The organism is Bacillus sp. Brlt_9 (assembly GCF_051948935.1).
In the GTDB taxonomy this organism is placed as follows: domain Bacteria; phylum Bacillota; class Bacilli; order Bacillales; family Bacillaceae_G; genus Bacillus_A.
Window position 1 is genome coordinate 267,112 of record NZ_JAYJLO010000005.1, and the last position, 19,068, is coordinate 286,179.

The window sequence follows — 19,068 nt, forward strand, 5'->3', positions numbered from 1 at the left end:
AAAATGATTTCGTTTAAACTACAAATAGCTACAATAACAACATACGTATATTGTTAAACGTAAAAAGGAGAACGAATGAAAAAGAAATATAAAAATCAAATCGATACTGATGTAAGTTTTAAACCGAAAGATATTATAGGTTTAATGACTGATTACTTAAAAATGAAATCAAAGCTGCGTCCTATAAAGGATTTGCCTATCGTTTTATCAAATAAAGATAATGAACCGTTAGAGAGTGTTACATGGTTTGGCCATTCTGCTTCTCTTTTGAAAATAGAAGGTAAAAAACTGTTATTAGACCCGATGTTTGGAGATTCCTCTTCCCCATTTCCTTTGTTTACTAGTAAACGCTATAGTGGTGCTTTTTCTTTAGAACGTGATGACCTTCAAGAGATTGATGCGATTATTATTTCTCATAATCACTATGATCATTTAAATTATAAAAGTATTATGCAATTAAAAGATCGTGCAAAGCATTTCTATGTTCCGACCGGAGTTGCACAATATCTTATTAAATGGGGTGTTTCACCTATCAAAATTAGTGAGCATAATTGGTGGGATGAAATTACGTTTGATAATATTAAGTTAGTTTGTGCTCCTGCAAGGCATTTCTCTGGACGAAGTATGACAGATAGAGATTGTTCGTTATGGTGTTCATGGCTTATTCTTGGTCAAGATACTAAAATTTTCTTTAGTGGTGATAGCGGTTATGCCCCTCACTTTAAGGAAATTGGTGATAAATATGGTCCATTCGATCTTACATTGATGGAATGCGGACAATATGATCCGAGGTGGTCTGCGATTCATATGTTGCCTGAAGAAACTGTACAAGCTCATATTGATGTACAAGGAGAATTACTTCTTCCGATTCATTGGGGTGCTTTTACATTAGCATTACACGAATGGAGTGACCCGGTAGAGCGTGTTACGAAAGAAGCTAACCGTTTAGGAGTTAAAATTACAACACCTCAAATTGGCGAATCTATTACGTTAAAATCTACAAACTATCCTTCAACAGCTTGGTGGAGAGAAATTTGATTACAAATAGAAAAAGAGCGAACTCTCTTATAAGAAATTCGCTCTTTTTCTGTTTTTAAACTTATCTCACTGTATTTGATTTCCCGCTATCTAAAATTCTATTTGCTGGTACACTGGACATTTCAATCACTGTATTCATACTCTTATCAGTTAGTTCAACGAGTTCGTTTTCGTGATTGATTTTCTGTAAATCCCACACCATTCCATTGAACTCGTTATGCTGTCCACTTACTCTTAATATATTTTTCGTTTTACTGGATGGCTGTATTTGTAGATTTGTAAATTGATTACCACTAATTTCATTTGGAGTAGTTACATTACTATCCATATAAATCATATTTACACAATCTTCAAGTGAGAAGTTCATAAAACGATTGGCATTTATCCAGGCATAACCAGATTGTGGTTTCTTTGCTACTAATTTCACCCCAGTTTCCATTCCTACAACTTTTATATTTTCAAAATTAATAAATGAAATTTCATTTTCCTTCCCACCAGAATACAAAGAAATGCCGGTACCTTTATTCGTTTCTGTCCAATTAATAATATTTATATCTTTTATTTTTGTTTTGTGCCAAGTATTATAATACTTATTTTTGCCATCTAAATATATAACTTCAGAATTAAATGTAGGATCGTCTATAGCTATATAGGCCCCTTCAATTGATGAATTTTTTTCTAATTCTAGAACTCTAAAATTACCTTCAACAACAAATTGTGTTCCATAACCAAATAATAACTTTACACCCTGTTTTACTACGATTGGTGATGTGATTTTATACTTCTTATCATCAAGCAATACTGTTTTAAATTTACTAGATTCTGCTTTATTAATAGCAGATTGTATTTTATTTGAATCATTTTTACCTTTAAAGTCTTCTACATACACCTTATCATTTTTTGCTACACGATCTTTTTTGGTGTATTGATAAAAAGCAAAAGTAATTAAAACTAGAGCTATGAGTAAAATAATTATTTTCTTCATTACCCTCATCCTCATATAAATTTTCTCCTTAGCTACTCTTCGAATAATTTAAATGATAATTATTTTGCTGTGTATGATAGATTACAATTCCTGCTTTTTATAATTGAACTATATTATCTATAGAACTGTCCTGCTTAGCCAATTCTTCATTCCTATAATCTATTAATTTATGATTAGACAAAACAAAGTTATGCTCTAATATTAATTCATTGTGGAGTACTGCATATAAAAATTTTGGTATCATCTCTCCTACGCCGTAATTATAGTCGCTTAGAATCCAAGAAATCTCTTTCCAATCTAAAATTCCTTCTGATACTTTTTTTGGAGTTTGATATGTAAATTCATTAAGTAGCTCTATTAGATAAACATACATACCGCCAGAATATGAAGAGTCCTCCCACTTAATAATCCCTTTATATTGAATTTGGTCATGCGTAACTTCTATATTAGTCTCTTCTTTTATTTCACGGATTGCATTCTCTAAAGGTGTTTCTCCCTTTTCTATCTTTCCCCCTACCCCATTCCACAATCCTTTTACAGGGTCATATTCTCTATTTAACATAAGTATCTCTTCATTTCTCTTTATAAAACATAAGGTGTGCTTATACATAATGTGATTCCTTCCTTTGTTATGAATAAGTTCTCACTGGAGATATAAGATGTACTGCTGCAGATTGCGTCCCTGCTTCAATTAATATTGGTCTCATAGAACCACTGAAACTTAAAGTAACCGTTTCTTCTTTTATTGCTTTTAAAGCATCCATCATAAATCGTCCATCGAAAGATATATTTAATTGTTTTCCACCTTGAATCGCATCTATCTGTTGTGTCTCGGATATTTTACCAATCTGAGACGCATTAGAAGAAATTTTTAATGTGGATTCGTCTATGATTTCTAAGTTGACATTGTTATTTGCCCATTCACTTGCTAATAAGCTTGATCGATCTACCCCTTGTAACATTCTTTGTCTATCTATGTTAATGACTGTTTGAAATTCATTTGGAATTAAACTAGATATATTAGGATATTTCCCTTCAATTAATCTTGAATATAATGTAGTTGTGCCGAATGTAAAAATAATGTGGCTTTCTGATAGATAAATAGAAACGAATTCTAAATTGCTGTTCATTAATTTTAAAAGTTCATTAATGGTTGCACTTGGTACAATACAATTCGCTTTCACATTAGTAGAAATTAATGTTTCACGTATAGCTAGTCTATGAGAGTCAGTTGCAGCGCATATTAATTTGTTGTGGTCTAACTCAATATGTACTCCGGTAAGAACGGGTCTAGATTCATTTTTCGCTACTGCAAAGACTGTTTGTTTAAATGCATCAATCAATTGTTTTGTTTCTATTTGTATTTCTGCATGATCGTCTATTTGTGGTACGTTAGGAAATTCATTCGCTGGAAAGCCATTTAAGTTTAATGTGATTTCTTCTGATTGTATGGTAATTGTTTGCTCATTCTTACTTTTTATTACTATATCGCTTGGCATTTTCTTTATAATTTCAATGAAGTATTTTGCAGGTACAACAATTGTCCCTGCTTTTAAGATAGTCGTAATTTGTTCTTCATCTATGGAACTAGGGATGAATTTTTCGATGAAAATATTTGAATTACTCGCGATTAAAGTAATTCCAGATTGATCTGCGGTTATTTTTATACCAGATAGTATAGGGATTATAGATTTGGTAGATATAGCTTTACTTACTTCTGAAAGTGCTTGAGTGAAATGTTTATGATTAACGATAAACTCCATTTTTTCCCCGCCTTACATGAAATGATAATGTTATGAAGATTGATGAATGATTGTTCCGTTAAAAAAGTAAGGTGCTGTTTCTTTCCTTTGTAATGTATTTAATAATTGTTCTGGTATACGTAAATGCGGTGCTGCTTTATGTAAATCCATCCAAGTAATCTCTTCGATTTCTTTTGGCCTTGATATATATGTCTCTCCACCGATTATTTCACCTAAAAAATTAAAGAATATTGCATGATGTCCTCTCTCTTCGAAAAAAGCTTCGCTAATGTAACAAACACCGTTTACAGTTATATGTAAACCGGTTTCTTCTTTCACTTCCCGAATGACTCCCTCTTCTAATGTTTCTCCTAATTTAACTGCACCACCTGGTAATGTGTAATAAGAGCCATTCTTCCCTTTGTTTTTTACCATTAAGATCTTTTCATTTGTTTTATCGTATAAAAGTGCATATGTAACATTTACTTTTTTCATCTAAGTTCACCTTCAATAACGAGAATTTTCTGTCTTTGTTACATTCTACCATTTAATCGTTTTAAAATATAAAAAAGTTAATAGAGTATTTCATTTATCTGTTTTTAGTAAAGTTAATTATCGATATTCTTGCCTTTCTAAATAAAAAAGAACCTATTTCGAAAGTAATTATTCAACGTACGCTCTTTATGGTTTGATTGATTTATTGTTGGATCCTAAATACTTTCTAACCTTTTTTCTAAATAGTATCGATTATGTCCTTTAGGGTGATCTTCACTTACTCCGATTACTTTATATCCATGTTTTTTATAAAAAGCAGGTGCTTGAAAGCTAAAAGTATCTAAATTGATTAGCCTACACTCTTTTTCAATTGCAAATTCTTCAATTAGTTTTAATAACTTACTTCCGTATCCTTCGTGTCTATACTCTTCAGAAACCCAAAGGAAATCGACATGTACGTGGTGCCAAAATGTAATCGCAGTTATTCCGCCTACAATTTCTTCCTTTTCATTTCTCACTATAAAACTAATTTTTTCTGAAGGCTTTTTCTCTTCATCCGAAATATGTTTTTGATTATATTCAATAACTTTTTCTCTTATGTAATCATTATCTTCTTGGACCCATTGTTGTACTATTTTCATTTTAATTATCACGCTCCTTTTAAAGTATCTATTCAATTTAATAATCGTAATATCCTGTCTAACTTAATAGTCGTAGGGCACTGTTTCATTTCACTAAAATAAAGAAAAGCCCTACTACACTCCATCTGTAATAAGGCCCTTTACGTAGTGCGATTCATTTAATAAAACTTTCCGTTAGTACAATAATTCAAGTGTATTACTACGCAAAAGAATGAATATTCCTAAACCAATTAGAACAATTGGAAAGATTATATGACAGTTTTTCTCAAGTACTTCAGCTAAAATAGGAGCTCTTAACAATCTATAGCTAATAAAACACCATATTGCTATCATGCAAAAAAAGATAACTAATGTAACAATATTCGTTTTAAGATTTTGACTAGCGAACATTGGTATATAAATTGAAATATTATCAGCTCCATTAGCTAATGTTATCGAAGCTACTTTAAATAATGGACTAGAAGTATTAGCGATGACTTTAGTACCTTTATAAGAACGAAGTGACAATAGTCCTTTCACTCCCATATAAATTGGCACGAATCCTAATAAACCAATCCAAGATATTGGAATGAAAAAAGAGCTTAAAGAACCAATGATACTCAGGAAAATAATTACACTAAATCCTAAATATTGTCCAATAACAATATACAGTTCTTCCATCTTAGTTTTTTCCCGGACAAATCTACCTTCTTTCTTAATTACTCCTGTCCTTACTTGTGAAAATAAAACAAGGAGTATAAAAATATCATCAATATTCGTTGAAGTGAATGCAATAAAAGAAGAAATTATAGTTGTAACCAATATAAGCCAACTACCTTTATAATAAAATAATGATATATAGATGAATCTCATATCTAATAACAAAGGTGGTTAATGTAGTTTTATAACATGATTTCAGTACCTTTATAAAACAATATGAATATTTTACTAATCTGCTACTTAGTTCATTGAGAAATAAATCACTTTATTACTTTTCAAATCATTTTACTTAGAATTAAATAATTCTTTTCTTCCTACACGATTAGTAAAAACGGAAAATCAAATATTTTGCAATATAAAAAGAGCCCTATAGGAGGACTCTTTTTATATTTAAGCTACTTTCCGATATAAATGTTGTGTTTCTTTTTTCTTTTCTGCTTTTGGTGGACGAATTAATATCGAAATGATGAAGGAAATAACGCTTAAAACACCGATTATAATAAAGGTCGGTTGAAATCCACCAAGTAAGGCTCCAATGAACGCTCCTGCAAGTGCACCAAACCCGAAACCTTGATATACAATACCGTAATTTGTACTATGGTTTTTTAATCCGAAGAAATCCCCAACAATTGCTGGGAAGATCGTGATATTACCACCAAAGCAAAAGGCAACGCTTGCTACACAAGCGAAATAAATCCCGTAATTTAGTGGAATGAAACTTAATGTAAAGACTGACAATCCAATGATAATAAATGTTGCAGAAACGATTTTCATTCGACCTATTTTATCTGATAACGTTCCAAGAACAATACGACCTACTGTATTAAAAATTGCAATCATTGCAACGGCGTTAGCAGCAGTTGCTGCACTAAGTCCAACAAGTTGTACGCCAATGTCCTTTACCATACCGATTAAATATAGACCACCCATACACGATGTAAATAACATAAAAAACAAAAGATATACTTGTTTCGTTCGCATCATTTCACGCGGAGTATAGTCATTGTGTAATGTTTCAGTTACAGCATTACTTACAATTGCTTCACGTAAGAAGAACGATCCGATTAATACTAAAAGCAAAACGATAATGCCCCAATATAAAAAAGCTTGTGATACACCAAGGCTGTCGATCAGATTTCCGTTTATATATCTAAAGATTAAGCTCCCCATTCCATATGCTGATACAGATATACCGGAAATAAGCCCTTTCCGATTTGGAAACCATTTAATTAGATTAGATAGTGATGTAATATAAGCAGTTCCATCTGCATAACCAACAACTACACCAGCTAATAAATATAATAATGGTAAGGAAGAAACTTGCGAACTAAGTATTAAACCGAGTCCCAGAACAATCCCTGCAGTAGCGATAAGTTTACGAAGTCCTAATTTTTGCTGTAACTTGCCTGCAAATAAAGTTGAAAATGATAAAGAAAAGCTTGTTATGGAGAAAGTTATCGCAACGGAATTAAGGTTCCATCCAAACTTACTGACAAGGGGCTGGTTAAATAAACTCCATGTATAAATTGTTCCAAGGCCAATTTGAACAATGATTGTACCTAGAACAATTAGTAACGGATTTATAGAAGTTTGTTTCATACTAACTGTCCCCTTCTTTTATCTTGACATAGATTTTCACAGTTAGTATAACCATCATAAAATGCAAGATACTGTACGGAAAATGGAAATTAAGTTCATATACACAAAAAGACACTCCATAAAGAAGTGTCTTTTGCAGGTTATATCAGATGTTTCAAAAGAAAGCTTTGTTAAGATAAGACATTTTCAAATGCTTATGTATTTATGTTATCAAATAGTTTCTTATATGTGATGAGACTTAAGACGTATTTTTCATTCATCATATAGTCGGATAAAAAATTAATATTCGATTTCATCAAAATCCTTCGGCTGCGGTACCGTTTGCATATTAGCTGCATCTTTAGGATCGCTATAGATCGCATTTTGCTCTGTATTTACATCTTTTATATTTTGCTTTTTATTTTTGTTCACTTTATCTTTCACTTTCAATCACTCCTTTTTGTTATAGGAGTAATTATGCCCTATTACCGTTACGAAATGTATCAGCGACTAAATTACTAAATTCACGTAAATAATATAAATAATTATCACCGCCGTAGTTGTATCTTTTATTATACATTTTCGCAACAACTACATTATATTCAGGTATTACTAATATAGTTGGTCCCGTAATTCCTAATATTTGATACGATCCTTTTGGTACGCGTTCACCTAGTTCACTTAATTGTGCAGGTTCATTTTGAACGAACCAAAACAAGCCATTTTGTGGTAGCTCTTTATTTACATATGTTGGACTCTGCAAACTCGTAGCGATTTTTATAACTTCTTTTGGAACAATTTGTTTATCATCTATCATACCTTGATTTAAATGAAGATTGCCCCACTGCGCAAATTCTTTAGCTGAGACAAATAGATTTTTTTCAGTACCGTCATCTACCGTACCAATTTCACTAATCGCGTCTTCTTTTGGATTATTAACAACGTCAACTAAATTTTCATCTTGCTGAACTCTCCAACCGGTTTCTTGAAAATTAGCAGGTCTAAACACACGCTCTCTTAACAATTCAGGAAAACTTTTGTTATATAGCTGATAAATAAGATGTGTCATCATTCTTACATTAATATCTCTATACGCCCATGATTGTCCCGGTTCAAATTCACGAAAAATTGTCCCGTCATTCGTTTCTTCTAATCCGTGCGAATGTGTTACTAAATGTCTTATCGTCGTTTTACCGAGCAATACAGGATCAAAGTCTTTAAAATATTTTATCGCTTCATCATCAAAAGAGTCTATTTTTCCCTCGTAAAGCGCATATGCTACCATTAAACCTAAATAACTTTTTCTAGCAGAAGCAACATTGAACTGTGAAGATGCGGTCACTTCTTTATTAGTCGATGTATTTGAGTGATATCCACTATAATGCTCTAGCACGATTTTATTATCTTTTATAATATAAAGCGCTGTAGCAGAGCTATGGTTTTTTTCTTTTATATTCTCTACCCAAGAAATCAAATTATCATATGTATACAAATAAATCCCCCTTAATACGCATAAAAATTACAGCTTGAAAGAAAAGTGCAAAATAGCTTTCACACCTTTCTTTCAAGTAAATTAGCTTTGATTTACACTACTTAAATGATCCACCAGTTCCAGCAATTAAAACAACTGAAACATCCAGCGCAACCTATGCATCCGCCGCAACGACCTGCACAACCACCACATCTGCCGCCACATCCGCCACAGCGTCCACCACAACCTCCGCATCCACCGCAACGACGTGCATCGTCTTGAATGTAGTAGTATGGATATTGATTTTGTTGTGGATCCCAATACACAACATTACCAGTTTGATAATCATTAAGGTTCAATGATTGTAGTTCTTGTTGAAACTGATTCATTATGAAACCCTCCATTTATAAATATAAATTCCGTCCAAATATGAAAAGTAATATATTTTTGCAAACAAAGTAGAAACAAGACTATAGACTAAATGCGTACATCAACAAAATATGAACTTACACTAGGTGATGTACCTTGTTTTTTAGCCTATTTTCTTATTTTCCTTTTGGCGGAAGGATTTACTATTGATAGAGGCGTTTAAAAATTGCTAATCCAACAATTTAGTAGTTCATCACTTAATTTTCTTTCTAGTAACTCTTTAACTGAAGGTGCTGGCATGATTTTATAAGTATGTAAAGCATCTTGATTAAAATCATGCCAGTGAAACGCTAAATGAGATTCTTTAGATTTTGGTACGAAATCAATATGTAACTCTTGTGAATCTATCTCAAAAATATGATTGATTTCATGGTGAAGAACTTCTTGATCTTGCCATTGGTTTTCTATGACTCCTAAAAATTGTTTTATGCTACAATTTACTCCGAGTTCTTCTCTTATTTCTCTTATTAATGCATTCTCAGCCGATTCGCCAACTTCAACATGACCACCTGGTAAAAAATAATGATGGCCAATATATTCAGCAACTAATAATTTTTCATTTTTTATCATGACTGCTCGTACAATATGATGGAATTTATTTTCCAATCGATATTCCTCCTAGGTATTCAATTTATACTTGCTCAAAATAGACATTTAATATCGGGATAATATAAATCATTGGTGTCTCATACAGGTGAATTTTATTAAACGCATCCCTTAATAGTTCAATGTATTCTTCAGGGATAAATACTTCAATTTTGACTTCAGTAAATTGCATAATTCATTTCACACCTTTGCTACATAATAATTAAACAAATAAGCGATATACTTCCTCACCATCATAATCATGCCCCAATGGTTGAAAACCGTAACTTTCATATAATTTCTTTGCAGAGATATTATCTTTATGTACTGTTAATCTAATTTCTTTACACGCCTTAAACGTATTTTTTATTAAGTATATACTTTCTTGTAATGCTGCTTTTCCATAACCGTTACCTTGTTGCTTTTGATCGATAATAAATCCGTTCATCCAATACATATCAGTTGTTTCTCTTACAACAGCATGCATAACAAAACCAACCATTAGTTCGCCGTTGTATATCGCAAATGGTATGTATTCTACATTGTCACCATCTGGTTTTATATAGACTTTAGCAAGTGAAACTGCTACAGATGGAACAAATTTCGTCTGATTATCTTTAACTTGTAGCTTTAAAGCATCTTCCCAATTCTCTCTCGTAACAACCTTTAACTGGATATTCAATATTTTAAACCCCTTTATTAAGAATATATTTACATATTCAACGTAGTAAAATAATTCCCTGTTTCTTGATTGTAAAAAACAGGGAGTTATCACTTCTAAATAGAATTTATCCAGTTAAATCACTGTACTTTTCACTTCGAATATCTTTCTTTAATGATACATGCGCTATTAAAACTCCAAGTATAGTAATTACTCCACCAACTACCGAAATAAAAGTAGGTACTTCTCCTAACCATACCCAAGATATAAAACACGCAATTACTGGCGTTAAATATAGAGAACTTGTTGCCTCGGAAGCACCAGTATGAGATATAATATAGGCTAATGTAATATACGGGAGTACTGTTGGAAATAAACCTAAATATATAACGCTCAAATTCACTTCAAGAGGAGCTGCTAGTATTTCTTGATACAATCCCGGTAAGAAAATAAGCATACATACAGTACTAGATAAAATTGTATATATGGTAAATGGTAAGAAGCCGTACTTTTTTAAGTAAGAAGTTTGGAAAACAAAATATAGGCTTTCTGAAATCGCTGCTAATAATATAAATACTCCTCCACTATTTAATTGCATAGTATCTCCTTGACTAAATGATATGAGAGCAATTCCTATAAAACTAATTACACCACCGACCCAACCATGTAATTTCATTTTTTCGTTTAAAAATATAGAAGCAAGAATTGCCGTTACTATAGGTGTAACCGAAACAATTAAACTTGCAGAACCAGCATTTACTGTTTTTTCGCCGTAGTTTAATGCAATGTGATAAAAAGTAAATCCTAAAGCACCAAATATAAAAATTGCTGGGATATCCTTTAAATCCGGTAGCCGTAACTTATATATAAAGGAAAACAAAAGAAGTATGAATGAGGCAATTAATAAACGTAGTAAAGTCAGATGCTCAGGTGTATAAGATGCAAGCCCCATACGAATTGCAGGAAAAGCAGATCCCCATATAAGAATCGTAAAAGCGTGAGCACATATAATGCGTAAATCCCATTTTTTATTATGCATGTTGTCTCTCCTTCCCTAATAAACTAACCATTTTCAAATTACCAATTATTTCTTTTCATCATATTTAATAGTTGATACAATGTCTTCAACCAGTTTTTTATCATAAAAACCAACCACTTGGTATTTTTTAAGTGAACGAAGGAGTTTTTTGATGACAACTAGTAAAAAACTGCCTAAGTATCGGCAGATAGTAGATTATATGAAAGAAAAAATTGAAATCGGAGAATGGTCAATTGGAAGTAAGATCCCTAGTCAAAGGCAGTTAGCAAAATTATTTCAAGTAAATCGTAGCACTGTAATAACTGCACTAGATGAACTTATGGCTGATGGCTTGATTCAAGGGAGAATCGGAGCAGGAACAATTGTAACGAATAATACATGGTCATTATTAGCAACGAATCCTCCGCCTGATTGGAGTGAATATGTAAAGGCCGGTATTCATAAACCAAGCAAGTTAATGGTACGAGAAATAAATGAAGCAGAAGCAAATAACAAACTTATCCAGCTAAGTAAAGGTGAACTTGCTCCTCATCTTTTTCCGTTAGAAACGATGCAGTCCATTTTGAAAAAAGTAAGTGAGGAATTAGATTATTTTGGATACGAGGAACAAAAAGGGTTTTATCCATTACGTGAAGCAATAAGTAAATACGTAAAGTCATTTGGAATACATGTATCACCGAGTTCTATATTAATCGTCTCGGGCGCATTACAAGCATTGCAATTAATATCAATTGGTCTTTTACATAGAGAGTCAACCGTTTTACTTGAACAACCTTCTTACTTATATTCACTGCATGTATTTCAATCAGCAAATATAAATTTATCAGGTATATGTATGGATCATCATGGTATTTTACCTAACGAATTATTAAAACGGATTAAATACAGTCAAAAGAGAAACATTTTATATTCTATCCCTAGTTTTCAAAACCCAACAGGGATATTAATGTCTCAAGAGCGAAGAAAAGAAATAATAAAGATATGTGAAAAGGAACAGTTGCCTATTATTGAAGATGATATTTACCGCGAGTTATGGATTGATGAACCCCCTCCAGCTCCTTTAAAGTCTATAGATAAACATGGACATGTATTATATATTGGTAGTCTCTCTAAGACACTTACCCCAGGACTTAGAATTGGATGGATTATCGGCCCAGAACCTGTTATTGATAGATTATCAGATATAAAAATGCAAACAGACTATGGATCGAGTTCATTATCACAAAGAGTTGCTGCTGAATGGATAAATAAAGGGTTTTATGAGGAACATGTAGCGAACGTAAGAATTAAACTAAAAGAACGCAGACAAATAATGATACGAGCTTTAAATAAGTATTGTGCAGATATTGCCACCTGGGATATTCCTAGTGGGGGATTTTTTATATGGCTAAAGATAATACCTAGCATTCCGATGAAGAAATTATTTTCAGAGGCACTATCAAAAGGAGTTCTTTTAAACCCTGGACGTATATATGAAGAAGAATCAGATCGATACATTCGTTTATCATATGGATATGCTTCTTCAGAGCAAATGACTAACGGGATTAAATTGTTGAGTGAATTAATTCGTAAGCTAACGGCATAACAAAAACTCCTCTTTTTCTATAGAGGAGTTTTTATGTATCTTATTTACCACAATCTCATTTCCTGCCCTAATAAAATAAGTCCTTCATAAGGATCCCCGTCAATGTTTAATACTTGAGCAAAAGCAGGTTCTGTTTTTAAACCGCTCTCTTTTAAGCGAAGAATTTCTTCCCTTATATGGGGATGCTGCATTAATAACATGTGCTCTACTATCATATGTCTATATGCATTTTGATTACGCACTGGCTTAGGCTGAGCAAATAATTCAAATTCAAAACCTTCAAATTCAAAATTTACCTTTATTGATTCGATATTTTTAATTTTCTTTTTTTTTATTTTGAACCCTTCATAAGAACCATATAAAGATCTCATTTCCTGTTCAAAAACATCAAAGTTATGTACTTCCATTACTATATCTAAGTCAGATTGAAGAGTATCAATTCGTATAGGGATTGTTCCGCAAAGAACGGGGCTATATAAAGCTAAATCCTCCATTATATTGAGTTTATTCAAAACATCATATACCTTTAGTTGCTTGTCATTCCCTGATTGTAAATATGTAATAGATGTAAACATGGAAGTCTCTCCTTCATTTCACGTAATACGTGTCTCACTAAATGCAAGAAAAATTTGTCCGTTTCAACTTGTTTTTGGAGTACCTTCACTTCAATATATTAAAGTGAATAAACAATATGTTTCAACTTTTCTCCTATACTGCAATACTATAAAAATAAAAAGGGAGGAATTATAATGAGCATTTTTAACATTCTTTTAACCATCCACATATTATTTGGAACGATATGTTTAATCACTGGGATAATAGCGATGGTTGCTCAAAAGAAGAAAGGAAAACATACGGAATGGGGTGAAATATATCATGCATCCTATGTGGTCATCACCCTTACTGCAATTATATTATCCATTATAAACTGGGATAAAATCGCATATTTATTTTATGTAGCAACTTTCTCTTATGCTTTTGCGATTTATGGCTACCTTGCACGAAAAAAACGTTGGAAAAATTGGCTGCATCACCATATTATAGGTATGTTAGGTTCTTATATAGGTGCGGTAACTGCACTTTTAGTAAATGTCGGTATTCATATTCCCATAATTAATTTATTGCCGCCTATATGGTTTTGGTTTTTACCTACATTAATCGGTATTCCTCTCGTAGCCAGTGTATCAAAAAAATATAAAAAGCGTAGTTAAAATTCATTACATTTTCGTTACTTTCTGATGATTATTATGAAAAATCATACTCAATGTAATATTTTATTTATAAATTCAAAATCGTATTGCTTTAAGTTAGTCACTTAAAGCTAAATAAAAAGAATCCAATAAAAATATTGGATTCTTTTTCGGATTTCATTTCAATATCGGCCCTAAGTATTCAATGATGTTACCATCTGAATCACGAACTATCTATGTATACTTGTGGGTACTTGTTTTATTGGTTCAGTGGTAATTACACTATTATAGTTTAAGATTGTACTAACGAATGTAAACGATCCGGGTAATTCGTAAACATCCCGTCAACGCCCCATAAAAGTAACTTTTTCATATCTTTTTCATTATCTACAGTAAATGGATGAACTTCTAATCCATGTTTCTTTATTCTCTTTACATAAGCTGAATCAATATATTTATAGTTCATCCCTAGACCAATGCAGTATGTTTTATACTTTTTTATTTCTAATTCAGTTAATTGAACTGCCTTTTTGTAAGGTAGTAATTGTACTAGCGGTATATTAACATCTAAACTATGAATTTTTTGCAGACTTTCTTCACTAAATGATTGAATAATAACTTTATCACTTATTTCGTAGTGCTTTATAATTGCTAATAGCTTTTCTTCCATACCAGCATATTGATCTGGTGATTTGGTTTCAATATAATAGTTCGCGTGATGCCCGAACGTTTCAATAATTTCTTCTAGTGTTGGGACTTTAGCATTTTCATATTCTTTCTTTGCTAAAGTTGGATATTTTTCATTAAAAAAAGAACCTGCCTTTAATTGCTTTAATTCTTCTAATGTATACTCCTTAACTAGCCCGGTACCATTTGTTGTGCGGTTTACTGTTTCATCATGCATAGCTACTAAATTTCCGTCTTTTGTCATTTGAAGATCAATTTCTATATAATCTCCTTTTAATCGTTGTCCTAATGTATAAGCTGCTATTGTATGTTCTGGCGCATACGCAGAAGCTCCTCTATGTGCAATGGTTTTTATATGATTTGATTGATTAACAGCTTTCGTGTACTTAAGTTCATCTACTTTATAAAAAACAAAGGTACCTATTACTATAAAGGTGCAAAGTATTGTAATAATATATATCTTTTTCATAATGATGTATTTACTCCTACATGTAAGCAATTTAGCTCGGATAATTTATTCAATTAAATGTCGATTTTCAAATACAGTCATTTGTCCAACAGATTGAAAACCAGCCTTTTTATAAATACTAATCCCATCAGCTGAAGCTTGTAATACACATTGAGCGACGTTTAATTCCTTTGCTTCCTGCAGCAAGTAATGAAACATAGTAGATCCAAATCCTTGCCCTCTCATTTCTTCTTTAGTTGCTATATCATAAATACCAATACTATCTTTTGTGCACACTAATGAACCAACCGATACAACTTCATCTTTATAAAGTCCTAAGTATAGTTTCATATTTTCACTATTCCATAAGTCGAAAGAAGAGGTTTGGTTGTAAAATGCTTGTACCTGTGTACCTTCCTCTGATGTACCAAATAGATTAGCTAACGTTTCTCCAAACTTTTTAATTTGTCCTGACGAATATGCTTTTTGTATCGTAAAACCTTCTGGCATATTTATTATTGGATGAATTATTTTTAAGTCTGCTACCATCGCGATATTTTGTTCTGCTTCTTTTAAGCCAAGTTTTATTAATGCGCTTTTTATAATCTGCTCAGGCCTATCATTCCAAAACCAAACACTCATTGGAAATTTCTTTTGATTATAGATGTTTACCACTCTATACAATTTCTCATTACCTTCCGTTAAATCATTGTTTAATAAAGTAATAATATTAAATGTATCTGCAGGTAAACCACAATCAACAGCAATATAATCCTTCGTTTCTTTTACATTCATTCCATGTACTTGTCGCGCAATATATGACGTTTTATATGTGAAGTTATCTATTAGTAATTGTTTATAATTCATTCATTTTTCTCCTTTCATACAAATTCGTATTCGAATCGTTCAGTATTAAATATAACATATATGAAATGTGCCTATTTCTATAAAAATAGCTCTATACATCAGCCTATTCACCCTAAAAGAATTAAAAATGATATAACGTTGTCGGAATGAAAAAAGTGGTATATAATAAATATTAACATTACTAGTAATTATTTTAGGTATTCCTAGAATAAAGGAGCGATACATATGAAAATTACTATTTATTTCGGAAGTCATGAAGATCAGGATGTTCGTACTATGGACTGTCATTTAGATGTAGAAGATACAGAAGAGATTGTTTCTGTATCATAATATAAATTGTATGGATGAACCCTCTTCCCTACAGCGTTTAAGACACCTTTTACAGGTGTCTTTTTTGTTGTTTTTTTCGTCAAAAACCCTTTACTTTATAGCGTTTTAATAGTAAAATATAAATATACGAACAAACGTTCTTTTTATTTTAATTGTACATGAAGGGATGATTTTCACAATGGCTCAAGCAAAGCGCAGAGGAAGAAAAAAGCAAACACCTATCATTTCAAATACAGGCTTTATCGGCTCTGTCTTTATTGATACATTGGAGTTACAAAAGAAATCCTATTATTTCGCTCGTAAAAAACTTCAAATTGTTCATCACGTACTTGATGGTCTCTCAGGGGCAACAAGTTCTCTATTTAAAGAACATAATATTTCAGCATACATGTCATGTGTGTATTTACATAAACAAAAGAAAATCGGCTTTGTTCTCTCAACGAAACCATTTGAACAAAGTGATGGTGTGGCTTATTTTGTAAATTATTTAATCGAAAAGAATTTTTACGGTAATGACGAAGACGCAGAATATCAAGAAGTATTTAATACAGGTTTTATCGGTGTAGTATTCGCTGATTTGTGTAGTATAGATCGCTTTAATTTCGAGTTTGAAATGGGTATGTTAACGAAATTAATGAAAGATATGATTATTCCGGTTAAAGAACTCTTTTTACGTCACAATGTACCGGCCTACATCTCCACTTCTCATTTAGAGGAACAAAACAAATTAGGTTTCGTTCTATCTGTAAAACCGTATGATGAACGTGCAGAAGCAGATCTATATTTTGAGGCATATTTAAAAGAACGCGGTTTATTTATCGGTGATGAAGAAGATGATATTGATAAGATTGTTATTAGAAAAACAGCTGAACTACGATAGAAAAGCGCAGGATATGAATCCTGCACTTTTTATAATTTATGAAGTTGATTTACCAAATAAACGGTATTAGTTTTTTTGTTTTTTGTTTATACACTGTAAATTGTTCCCCATACTTGTTTTGTAAGTAATCATCAGATTTGGGAATATAGTCAAAAACAAATACTAAGAATAGGCCTAGCGGGATAAATAAACTAAAAATATTGCTCGAGATTAATGCTAAACCAAGCACCCAAATGCAATCCCCAAGATAATTAATATGAATCGCATATTTAAATAAACCACCTGTATATAGCTTACCTTGATTTACAGGATTGTCTTTAAAAGGTTTTCTAAGTAACTCTGAAACTGTGTTTAATATACTTCCCCCTAAAAACAATATCCAGCCTATAATAATAAATGTTATGTTTGGTTCCTGATTACTAGTAATCATTAAGATTGGAAAACCTAAATAATATATTCCAAAAGCAATACTGTTCATAATGGCTTCTTGCCATGCAATCCCTCTAGGCAACCATATAAACATCATAGCTGTTAATCGTAAAGCGGTAATAATTAAAGCGATAAAAAGTACTATTGAAATAGCTGGCTTGAAATAAGTAATGAAAAGTAAGTAATATGCAATGATTAAATAGATAATCTCAGCAACTAAAATCAAGATTTTTTCCTTTATTGTCGGCTGGTTTATACCATACATTGTGATACGCACCTTCCTTTAATCATTTTATAGGAAAATATACTTCTATAATATTATTCTCCCCCAGTGTGCTATAAGGATTCGTTTTATAAACTTCAAACGGAGCGCCATTCAATTTATAGTTCTTTTCTTTAATCCAAACATGTAATTTTGTGTGAACAGAAGGTAATTCTTCGTAAGAACCAATAAGCGTAGCCATTGCACAAAGGCCGGGATGAAACACTTTTGTTTTATTTGCGGTCTTGGTAAGAGGAATCGCAATTTCTACATCATAATTTTCAGGTGTATATTCTGAACTATGGAATATAGCAAGTGGTTTTGCAATAGGCGATAAATTTTCAAATGCAATTTTACTGAACAACCCATTAAAGTGCAATAGGAAATCGGTGATATTTATTCGCTTTCGCTGAGATACTATATGAAAGGTTAAGTGATTTACAAGATTAATCTCAATATAATTTAAGTAATCCATGATACTTTCCTCTTCATCTAATTGTTGAATATCAAACTTTAATTTTTTTAATAAAGAATAATAAAATGTAATCTGTTGTGTTAGACTTTCTTGTTTGGCTTTCATTTTAGAGTTAAACAACGCTGTATTCTCCCAATTTGCTAAAATACCCTTAATTTCTTCCAGCGAAAATAAATATGTTTTTAATCGTGTAATCAATAAAGCTGTTTCTAATTGGGAAATATTATAGTAGCGATAGCCATTCTTAGCGTCTATGAAATCAGGTTTTAAAAGTCCAATTTCATCATAGTAGCGCAGCGTCTTCATTGTAAGATGCGATATTTTTGAGAACTCCCCAATTGAAAGCATACCACTCACCTCCTGTTATTAATTATTTTAAATATACTGCTTCCTGTAAGGGGAAGGTCAATCAATACAGTTAAATTTTCTTATTGTATTTAGTAACCACATTCATCCCCATAAACATATAAATTTACAGTATCCTCAATGTAACCTTTTTAAAATTATCCATAGGAACTCAGCCCGTTTTTTCGTTTTAGGGTACTTGCTTTT

At 31.9% G+C, this 19,068-nt stretch carries 23 protein-coding genes; 4 read left to right on the forward strand and 19 right to left on the reverse strand.

The annotated features are described in order from the left end of the window. Positions 1-75 precede the first annotated feature (75 nt). Complete coding sequence (locus VF726_RS21395; RefSeq protein ID WP_440171910.1) at positions 76-1,038, forward strand: MBL fold metallo-hydrolase; 963 nt, start codon at positions 76-78, stop codon at positions 1,036-1,038. A gap of 61 nt (positions 1,039-1,099) precedes the next feature. On the opposite strand, the gene VF726_RS21400 is transcribed toward VF726_RS21395, so the two are convergent. The 14 genes from VF726_RS21400 to VF726_RS21465 all read right to left on the reverse strand — a co-directional run bounded on the left by VF726_RS21400 (position 1,100) and on the right by VF726_RS21465 (position 11,363). Beyond that, entirely contained in the window at positions 1,100-2,038 is a 939-nt protein-coding gene (locus tag VF726_RS21400; RefSeq protein ID WP_440171912.1) for a hypothetical protein, read from the reverse strand. An 82-nt stretch (positions 2,039-2,120) separates the two neighbouring features. After that, entirely contained in the window at positions 2,121-2,633 is a 513-nt protein-coding gene (locus tag VF726_RS21405; RefSeq protein WP_440171914.1) for an NUDIX hydrolase, read from the reverse strand. Positions 2,634-2,652: 19 nt separating this feature from the next. Then, positions 2,653-3,786: a DNA polymerase III subunit beta gene (gene dnaN, locus VF726_RS21410; RefSeq protein WP_440171916.1), complete on the reverse strand. Its 1,134-nt coding sequence runs from the start codon at positions 3,784-3,786 to the stop codon at positions 2,653-2,655. 30 nt (positions 3,787-3,816) lie between these two features. Continuing rightward, positions 3,817-4,260 (reverse strand): NUDIX hydrolase, encoded by a 444-nt coding sequence (locus VF726_RS21415; RefSeq protein WP_440171918.1) that lies wholly within the window; start codon positions 4,258-4,260, stop codon positions 3,817-3,819. Between the two features lie 215 nt (positions 4,261-4,475). Continuing rightward, positions 4,476-4,901, reverse strand: a complete 426-nt coding sequence (locus tag VF726_RS21420; protein WP_440171920.1) for a GNAT family N-acetyltransferase — start codon at positions 4,899-4,901, stop codon at positions 4,476-4,478. Positions 4,902-5,075: 174 nt separating this feature from the next. Then, positions 5,076-5,702 (reverse strand): cadmium resistance transporter, encoded by a 627-nt coding sequence (locus VF726_RS21425; protein ID WP_440171922.1) that lies wholly within the window; start codon positions 5,700-5,702, stop codon positions 5,076-5,078. Positions 5,703-5,990: 288 nt separating this feature from the next. Further along, positions 5,991-7,199: an L-lactate MFS transporter gene (locus VF726_RS21430; protein WP_440171924.1), complete on the reverse strand. Its 1,209-nt coding sequence runs from the start codon at positions 7,197-7,199 to the stop codon at positions 5,991-5,993. A 279-nt stretch (positions 7,200-7,478) separates the two neighbouring features. Next, positions 7,479-7,622: a hypothetical protein gene (locus VF726_RS21435; protein WP_000653680.1), complete on the reverse strand. Its 144-nt coding sequence runs from the start codon at positions 7,620-7,622 to the stop codon at positions 7,479-7,481. Between the two features lie 31 nt (positions 7,623-7,653). After that, entirely contained in the window at positions 7,654-8,670 is a 1,017-nt protein-coding gene (locus VF726_RS21440) for a serine hydrolase domain-containing protein (protein ID WP_440171927.1), read from the reverse strand. Positions 8,671-8,771: 101 nt separating this feature from the next. Further along, positions 8,772-9,038, reverse strand: coding sequence for a heterocycloanthracin/sonorensin family bacteriocin (locus VF726_RS21445; RefSeq protein WP_440171929.1), 267 nt, complete (start codon positions 9,036-9,038; stop codon positions 8,772-8,774). A 199-nt stretch (positions 9,039-9,237) separates the two neighbouring features. Next, positions 9,238-9,684 carry an NUDIX domain-containing protein gene (locus VF726_RS21450; protein WP_440171931.1) on the reverse strand — a complete coding sequence of 149 codons (447 nt, stop codon included), beginning with the start codon at positions 9,682-9,684 and terminating at the stop codon, positions 9,238-9,240. Between the two features lie 25 nt (positions 9,685-9,709). Next, positions 9,710-9,856 carry a hypothetical protein gene (locus VF726_RS21455; protein ID WP_440171933.1) on the reverse strand — a complete coding sequence of 49 codons (147 nt, stop codon included), beginning with the start codon at positions 9,854-9,856 and terminating at the stop codon, positions 9,710-9,712. 30 nt (positions 9,857-9,886) lie between these two features. Next, positions 9,887-10,345: a GNAT family N-acetyltransferase gene (locus VF726_RS21460; protein ID WP_440171935.1), complete on the reverse strand. Its 459-nt coding sequence runs from the start codon at positions 10,343-10,345 to the stop codon at positions 9,887-9,889. Positions 10,346-10,451: 106 nt separating this feature from the next. Then, complete coding sequence (locus tag VF726_RS21465) at positions 10,452-11,363, reverse strand: DMT family transporter (protein ID WP_440171937.1); 912 nt, start codon at positions 11,361-11,363, stop codon at positions 10,452-10,454. Positions 11,364-11,511: 148 nt separating this feature from the next. Here VF726_RS21465 and norG point away from each other — a divergent pair, with 148 nt between their 5' ends. Next, on the forward strand, positions 11,512-12,948 hold the full coding sequence (gene norG, locus VF726_RS21470; RefSeq protein WP_440171939.1) for an efflux pump transcription regulator NorG: 1,437 nt from the start codon (positions 11,512-11,514) through the stop codon (positions 12,946-12,948). 44 nt (positions 12,949-12,992) lie between these two features. Here the strand turns inward: norG and VF726_RS21475 are convergent, their stop codons facing one another. After that, positions 12,993-13,523, reverse strand: a complete 531-nt coding sequence (locus tag VF726_RS21475) for a DUF4269 domain-containing protein (RefSeq protein WP_440171940.1) — start codon at positions 13,521-13,523, stop codon at positions 12,993-12,995. Positions 13,524-13,697: 174 nt separating this feature from the next. Here VF726_RS21475 and VF726_RS21480 point away from each other — a divergent pair, with 174 nt between their 5' ends. Further along, positions 13,698-14,159 carry a DUF2306 domain-containing protein gene (locus tag VF726_RS21480; protein ID WP_440171942.1) on the forward strand — a complete coding sequence of 154 codons (462 nt, stop codon included), beginning with the start codon at positions 13,698-13,700 and terminating at the stop codon, positions 14,157-14,159. A gap of 271 nt (positions 14,160-14,430) precedes the next feature. On the opposite strand, the gene VF726_RS21485 is transcribed toward VF726_RS21480, so the two are convergent. Together VF726_RS21485 and VF726_RS21490 are read right to left on the reverse strand one after the other, a co-directional pair. Next, positions 14,431-15,294, reverse strand: a complete 864-nt coding sequence (locus tag VF726_RS21485; protein WP_440171944.1) for a glycerophosphodiester phosphodiesterase — start codon at positions 15,292-15,294, stop codon at positions 14,431-14,433. 45 nt (positions 15,295-15,339) lie between these two features. Continuing rightward, positions 15,340-16,140: a GNAT family N-acetyltransferase gene (locus VF726_RS21490; protein ID WP_440171946.1), complete on the reverse strand. Its 801-nt coding sequence runs from the start codon at positions 16,138-16,140 to the stop codon at positions 15,340-15,342. Between the two features lie 496 nt (positions 16,141-16,636). Between VF726_RS21490 and VF726_RS21495 the strand changes: the two genes are divergently transcribed. Continuing rightward, complete coding sequence (locus tag VF726_RS21495; protein ID WP_440171948.1) at positions 16,637-17,350, forward strand: hypothetical protein; 714 nt, start codon at positions 16,637-16,639, stop codon at positions 17,348-17,350. A gap of 49 nt (positions 17,351-17,399) precedes the next feature. On the opposite strand, the gene VF726_RS21500 is transcribed toward VF726_RS21495, so the two are convergent. Together VF726_RS21500 and VF726_RS21505 are read right to left on the reverse strand one after the other, a co-directional pair. Further along, positions 17,400-18,044: a methyltransferase family protein gene (locus VF726_RS21500; protein WP_440171950.1), complete on the reverse strand. Its 645-nt coding sequence runs from the start codon at positions 18,042-18,044 to the stop codon at positions 17,400-17,402. Positions 18,045-18,066: 22 nt separating this feature from the next. After that, positions 18,067-18,864, reverse strand: a complete 798-nt coding sequence (locus VF726_RS21505) for a MerR family transcriptional regulator (protein ID WP_440171952.1) — start codon at positions 18,862-18,864, stop codon at positions 18,067-18,069. Between the last annotated feature and the right edge of the window lie 204 nt (positions 18,865-19,068).

Bases quoted from the DNA above. Each gene is read 5' to 3' on its own strand.
- VF726_RS21505 (WP_440171952.1), bottom strand. From the start codon at position 18,864: ATGCTTTCAATTGGGGAGTTCTCAAAAATATCGCATCTTACAATGAAG.
- VF726_RS21430 (WP_440171924.1), bottom strand. From the start codon at position 7,199: ATGAAACAAACTTCTATAAATCCGTTACTAATTGTTCTAGGTACAATC.
- VF726_RS21500 (WP_440171950.1), bottom strand. From the start codon at position 18,044: ATGTATGGTATAAACCAGCCGACAATAAAGGAAAAAATCTTGATTTTA.
- VF726_RS21465 (WP_440171937.1), bottom strand. From the start codon at position 11,363: ATGCATAATAAAAAATGGGATTTACGCATTATATGTGCTCACGCTTTT.
- VF726_RS21495 (WP_440171948.1), top strand. From the start codon at position 16,637: ATGATTTTCACAATGGCTCAAGCAAAGCGCAGAGGAAGAAAAAAGCAA.
- VF726_RS21405 (WP_440171914.1), bottom strand. From the start codon at position 2,633: ATGTATAAGCACACCTTATGTTTTATAAAGAGAAATGAAGAGATACTT.
- VF726_RS21455 (WP_440171933.1), bottom strand. From the start codon at position 9,856: ATGCAATTTACTGAAGTCAAAATTGAAGTATTTATCCCTGAAGAATAC.
- VF726_RS21445 (WP_440171929.1), bottom strand. From the start codon at position 9,038: ATGAATCAGTTTCAACAAGAACTACAATCATTGAACCTTAATGATTAT.
- VF726_RS21480 (WP_440171942.1), top strand. From the start codon at position 13,698: ATGAGCATTTTTAACATTCTTTTAACCATCCACATATTATTTGGAACG.
- VF726_RS21485 (WP_440171944.1), bottom strand. From the start codon at position 15,294: ATGAAAAAGATATATATTATTACAATACTTTGCACCTTTATAGTAATA.
- VF726_RS21420 (WP_440171920.1), bottom strand. From the start codon at position 4,901: ATGAAAATAGTACAACAATGGGTCCAAGAAGATAATGATTACATAAGA.
- dnaN (WP_440171916.1), bottom strand. From the start codon at position 3,786: ATGGAGTTTATCGTTAATCATAAACATTTCACTCAAGCACTTTCAGAA.
- VF726_RS21400 (WP_440171912.1), bottom strand. From the start codon at position 2,038: ATGAGGATGAGGGTAATGAAGAAAATAATTATTTTACTCATAGCTCTA.
- VF726_RS21395 (WP_440171910.1), top strand. From the start codon at position 76: ATGAAAAAGAAATATAAAAATCAAATCGATACTGATGTAAGTTTTAAA.
- VF726_RS21415 (WP_440171918.1), bottom strand. From the start codon at position 4,260: ATGAAAAAAGTAAATGTTACATATGCACTTTTATACGATAAAACAAAT.
- VF726_RS21490 (WP_440171946.1), bottom strand. From the start codon at position 16,140: ATGAATTATAAACAATTACTAATAGATAACTTCACATATAAAACGTCA.
- VF726_RS21475 (WP_440171940.1), bottom strand. From the start codon at position 13,523: ATGTTTACATCTATTACATATTTACAATCAGGGAATGACAAGCAACTA.